Consider the following 4,308-nt stretch of genomic DNA (forward strand, 5'->3'; position numbering starts at 1 on the left):
GCAGCACGCGGCTGCCGGCAATGGTTTGCTGCGCGTTATGCACCAGGTCGCGCACCAGGCCGGCACCGTCGGTGTTGTCGGCCCACCAGCCCTGGCCTTCTCGACGCAGGAAATTGGCAGCGCTGGCCAGGCGGGCGCGTGGCGAAGCCTGGTGCGCCAGCGCAAAAGCCTCGAACTTGAACGGCACCGTGACATTGCAGCCCAGGCCGCCAGCGTCGGCAAAAGCCTGCAGCGATGCGGCAAAGCCATCCACCGGCGCCAGCAGCGCTTCGTAGCGCAGCGCCTGGCCGGTGGCCTCGGCGAACCAGCCGTGGATGCGCGGCGAGCGGCTGTGCGAGATCGGATTGCCGAAGACGGCGTAGCGGGCCAAGGATTCGGGCATCGGTGCAAAGGCGGTCGGGGAAGTCACTGGCGAATCGTCGCTTCGGCAGTCGCTTCCAGCCCGTCGGTGCGGGTGAAGCGAAAGCGGGAGGTGACGACGATCTGGTCGGCCTGGCGGCGCATCGCGTCGGTGAACTTGCCGAAGGGCCCGGCGGCATGCACGATGGCCACCGCGCGGCGGTTCAGCTCGGCTGACTTCGAGGGGCGCACCACGTCGGCGTCTATCACCTGGCCGGCGGCGTCAATGGTCAGGTTCATCGTCAGCTCGCCGTACAGCTTCTGGCCCTTGTACTGCGGGAAGTCGCGCGTGCCACGTTCCTCGATCTTGCGGCGCAGGCTGTCGTAGTAGATCGCGTAGACCTCCTCGCGCGTGGCCGGGCTGATGTAGCGCTTCTTCGGCCGCGCGTTTTCTTCGTTGATGCGCTTCTCGATCTCGGCGAGCGTTCTCAGCATCTGGCGCCGACGCTCTTCGCGCTCGGCTTCTTCGCGCGACATCACCGGCTTGCTGGGGTCCGGTGGCGGCAGCAGCGCGAGTTCACGGCGGATGTCGGCCAGCAGCTGTTGCTGCACGTCCTGCATCTGCTTGATCTGGCGCTGTGCATCATCCAGCGCCTCGCCGGGCAGCGAGAAAGGCGAGGGCGGCAGCGGCGAGGTGGCGCGGCCGGTTTCGGCTTCGCCACCACCGGCCAGGCTGGCCTGGGCGATCGCCTGCGCCTTCTCAGGCCGCTCATCGCTGCGTGCATTGACCAGCACCACCTCCAGCGGCGTGTCCTCGAAGATGCGGTTGAAGCGCTCCGGGTCCACGAAGCGCAGGCTCAGCAGCACGGCATGCACCGCGACCGAGACCAGCAGCGCGGTCTGCAGCACCGAGGGGCGCCATGAAGTGCGGGGCGGTGGGGCGGCAGCGGCAGGCGAACTCATCGTCGGCAGGCGAGGTGGGCGGTGGCGGGGTGGAACTGCGAAGGTCGGGCTCAGCCGGCGTCGGCAGCCGGCGCCGGTGGCGCAGCATCGCCATCGCTGAGGTCGATGGCCAGCGTCAGACCACCAGTGGCCGGCGCCTCGTCCTGGTCGTCCATGGGCTCGTCGGCGCCTTCGGTCGGTGCTGCACCTGGGTCGTCCAGGCGCACCAGCAGGTTGGCGTGCAGGTCCAGCGTCAGCAGGTCCAGGCCGGTGATGCGCACGCGCACGCGGGCATTGCGCGGCATGGCCTCGGTGCCCAGCGCGCGGAAGACCAGCGGCAGCGTCTCGGCCCGTACCAGGCCGTCCTTCATCACGCTGGCATCCAGCTCGGTCACCTCGTTCTGCTCCAGCCAGCGCAGCGTCCAGAAGCGCTCGATGGCCTGCTGGAAACCGTTGTACGCGCTGTAGGCGCCGTCGAAGGCCGAGATGACCGAGAACAGCGTGGCGTCCTTGGGCTTGAACGGCGCGACCAGTGCGGCGGTGCGGCCATGGCGCGCGCAGGCAATGATCTGCCACTGGTTCACCAGGTCCACGTAGCGGCGCAGCGGCGAGGTGGCCCAGCTGTACTGCGCCACGCCCATGCCGGCATGCGGGGCGGGGCGCACGCCCATGCGCACTTTCACGCCCGGCGCCATGCTGGCCTGGCTGCGGTAGATGCCGGGCACGCCCACATCGCCCATCAGCCCGCCCCAGGTGCTGTTGGCCAGGATCATCGCCTCGGAGACGATCAGGTCCAGCGGCGCACCGCGCTTGCGCTCGGTGATGATGACCTTCTCGCTGCCGGCGGGCTCGCTGCCGCTGCCGTCGAGCTTGAAGTTGTAGTCGGGGCGGTTGAAGTTCTCCGGCTTGCCGCGCACCACTTCGCGCGCCGCCTTCAGGTGCCGCGCCAGGCGGAAGCAGAAGGCCAGCTCGGGCGCAAACGCATAGTCGGCCGGCGCCTCGCCGGTCAGCGAGGCTTCGGTGATCACCGCGTCCAGCTGGTCATGGCGCAGGTTGGCCGCAATCGGCACGCGCTCCAGCCTGGTCTCGGTGCTTTTCACTTCCAGCGTGGCTTCGTCGAAGCGCACGTACAGGCTCACCGCCGGGCAGTCGCGGCCTTCGATCAGCGTGTAGGCCTGCACCACCTCGTCGGGCAGCATGGTCAGCTTCCAGCCCGGCATGTAGACCGTGGACAGGCGCTCGCGGGCCACTTTGTCGACCGGCGAATCGGGTTGAATGGCCAGGCCGGGTGCGGCGATGTGCACGCCGAAGGTGATCTCGCCCGAGCCCAGGCCGGTGACGGACAGCGCGTCGTCGATCTCGGTGGTCTGCGAATCGTCGATGGAGAAGGCCTGCACGGCGGCCAGCGGCAGTTCGTCGGCAATCTGCGGCGCCTGCAGCGCGGGAAAGCCGGTGCCCTTGGGAAACTGCTCGAACAGGAAGCGCTGCCAGTGGAACTGGTAGGGGCTGTTGATCGCGCCCGCCTCCTTCAGCAGGTCCAGCGGCGCCCGCTGGCTGCGCTTGGCGGCCTCGACCACGGCCTTGTACTCGGGCGCATTCTTGTCCGGCTTGAAAAGGATCTTGTAGAGCTGATCGCGGATCGGCGCGGGCGTGCTGCCTGCCGCCAGTTCGGCCGCCCAGGTGTCGATCTGCGCGGCCTGCTGCGCCTTGCGCTCGATGGCCAGCAGCGCGGCCTTGACGATCTCCTCCGGCGCCTTCTTGAACTGGCCCTTCCCGGCGCGGCGGAAGTAGTGCGGCGCCTCGAACAGGCGGAACAGCGCGGCGGCCTGCAGTTCGAGGCCGGCCTGGGCCGAGAAGTAGTCCTTCGCGAACTCGGCAAAGCCGAACTCGCCTTCGGGCGCAAATTCCCAGGCCAGGTCCAGGTCGATCTCGGCGGCCTTGGCCTGCGCGGACGCAATCAGTTCTGCCGGCTGCGGCTTCTCGAAGCGCAGCAGCACATTGGCGGTTTTCACTTTGACGCGCTTGCCCGATTCCAGCTCGATCTGCATCGAACTGTCGGCCTCGGACATCACACGGCCGGCGAGGAATTTGCCAGCATCATCAAACAGGGCGTAAGTCACCGGCGGATTGTCGCTGAAGGCATGGGACGCGCCGCTGGCGCGTCCGACAAGCCCAGAAAGTCCAGCACAAAGGCCAGCGGGCCGGCGAATTCGCTCAGTGCATGGTCACTGCCTTCCAGCAGCAGGGTGCTGGCACCTGTGTGGCGGGCGCTCATCTCCTGCCAGTCCAGCACCTCGTCGCCTTTGGCGATCACCGCCGCGTAGCGCTCGGGCCGGGTCAGTGAGACTGGCTTCATCGCCTCCAGCTCCGGGATGAACTCGGCGCGGAAATAAAAGCGTTGCTCCGGCGTCTGCCAGGTGCTTTGTTCGCCGATGTGCTTGGCCAGGTCGCGCGCCGGGTTGACCGCAGGGTTCAGCAGCACCGCCGGGCAGCCCAGTCGCTCGGCCAGCACGCTGGCGTAGAAGCCGCCCAGTGAGCTGCCGATGATGGCCATGCGCGCCTTCGGCCAGTCGGCCACGCCCTGCAGCGCCAGCGCGATGGCCTCGGCCGGCGAGGGCGGCAGCTGCGGGCACCAGAACTGCAGCTCGGGCCGGTGCTCGGCCAGCCAGCGGCCCACCACCTGGGCCTTCATCGACTGCGGGGAAGAGCGGAAACCGTGCAGGTAGAGCAAATGGCTGGGCGGGGCGGGCATCACGCCAGTGTAGGTTGCAGCCCTGGGCATGGGCCTTGCTGAGGAAACTGGGCATTGACGGCGTTGGCCGGCCCCTACAAAGTGCGCGGTTTTGCAACCGGGCGGGCCAGCAGGCTGCCGACTTGCCGGAACTTGACTTCAGGCCAACGGTCCACAAGATCGCGGCCTCCTTTTGGCGGTTGTTCCGCTTTCTTCCTGCCAGCCAGAACCCGGCTGGCTTCGTTCATCGCCTTCATGCCCATCCAACACCTTGCCTTGTCCCGCCGGCTGCGCCC

The 4,308-nt window shown here is 68.1% G+C and carries 4 protein-coding genes and 1 pseudogene; all 5 read right to left on the reverse strand.

Features of this window, described 5'->3' with window-relative positions; all coding sequences use genetic code 11:
- Positions 1 to 382 (reverse strand): annotated as a pseudogene (aroE, locus tag FKP22_RS22500) (shikimate dehydrogenase); the annotation flags it as partial.
- A gap of 23 nt (positions 383 to 405) precedes the next feature.
- Positions 406 to 1,302 (reverse strand): energy transducer TonB family protein, encoded by an 897-nt coding sequence (locus tag FKP22_RS22505; RefSeq protein WP_141289916.1) that lies wholly within the window; start codon positions 1,300 to 1,302, stop codon positions 406 to 408.
- 50 nt (positions 1,303 to 1,352) lie between these two features.
- A complete protein-coding gene (locus FKP22_RS22510) occupies positions 1,353 to 3,401 on the reverse strand; it encodes a ribonuclease catalytic domain-containing protein (protein WP_141289917.1) in 2,049 nt (682 codons plus the stop codon).
- Positions 3,398 to 4,033, reverse strand: coding sequence for a YqiA/YcfP family alpha/beta fold hydrolase (locus FKP22_RS22515; RefSeq protein ID WP_141289918.1), 636 nt, complete (start codon positions 4,031 to 4,033; stop codon positions 3,398 to 3,400). Before FKP22_RS22515 ends, FKP22_RS22510 begins: the two co-directional genes overlap by 4 nt.
- A gap of 74 nt (positions 4,034 to 4,107) precedes the next feature.
- Positions 4,108 to 4,308, reverse strand: a 201-nt coding sequence (locus FKP22_RS32495) for a hypothetical protein (RefSeq protein WP_211361519.1), incomplete at its 5' end; no start/stop codon positions are given.

It is taken from the genome of Ideonella azotifigens (assembly GCF_006519715.1).
In the GTDB taxonomy this organism is placed as follows: domain Bacteria; phylum Pseudomonadota; class Gammaproteobacteria; order Burkholderiales; family Burkholderiaceae_C; genus Ideonella; species Ideonella azotifigens.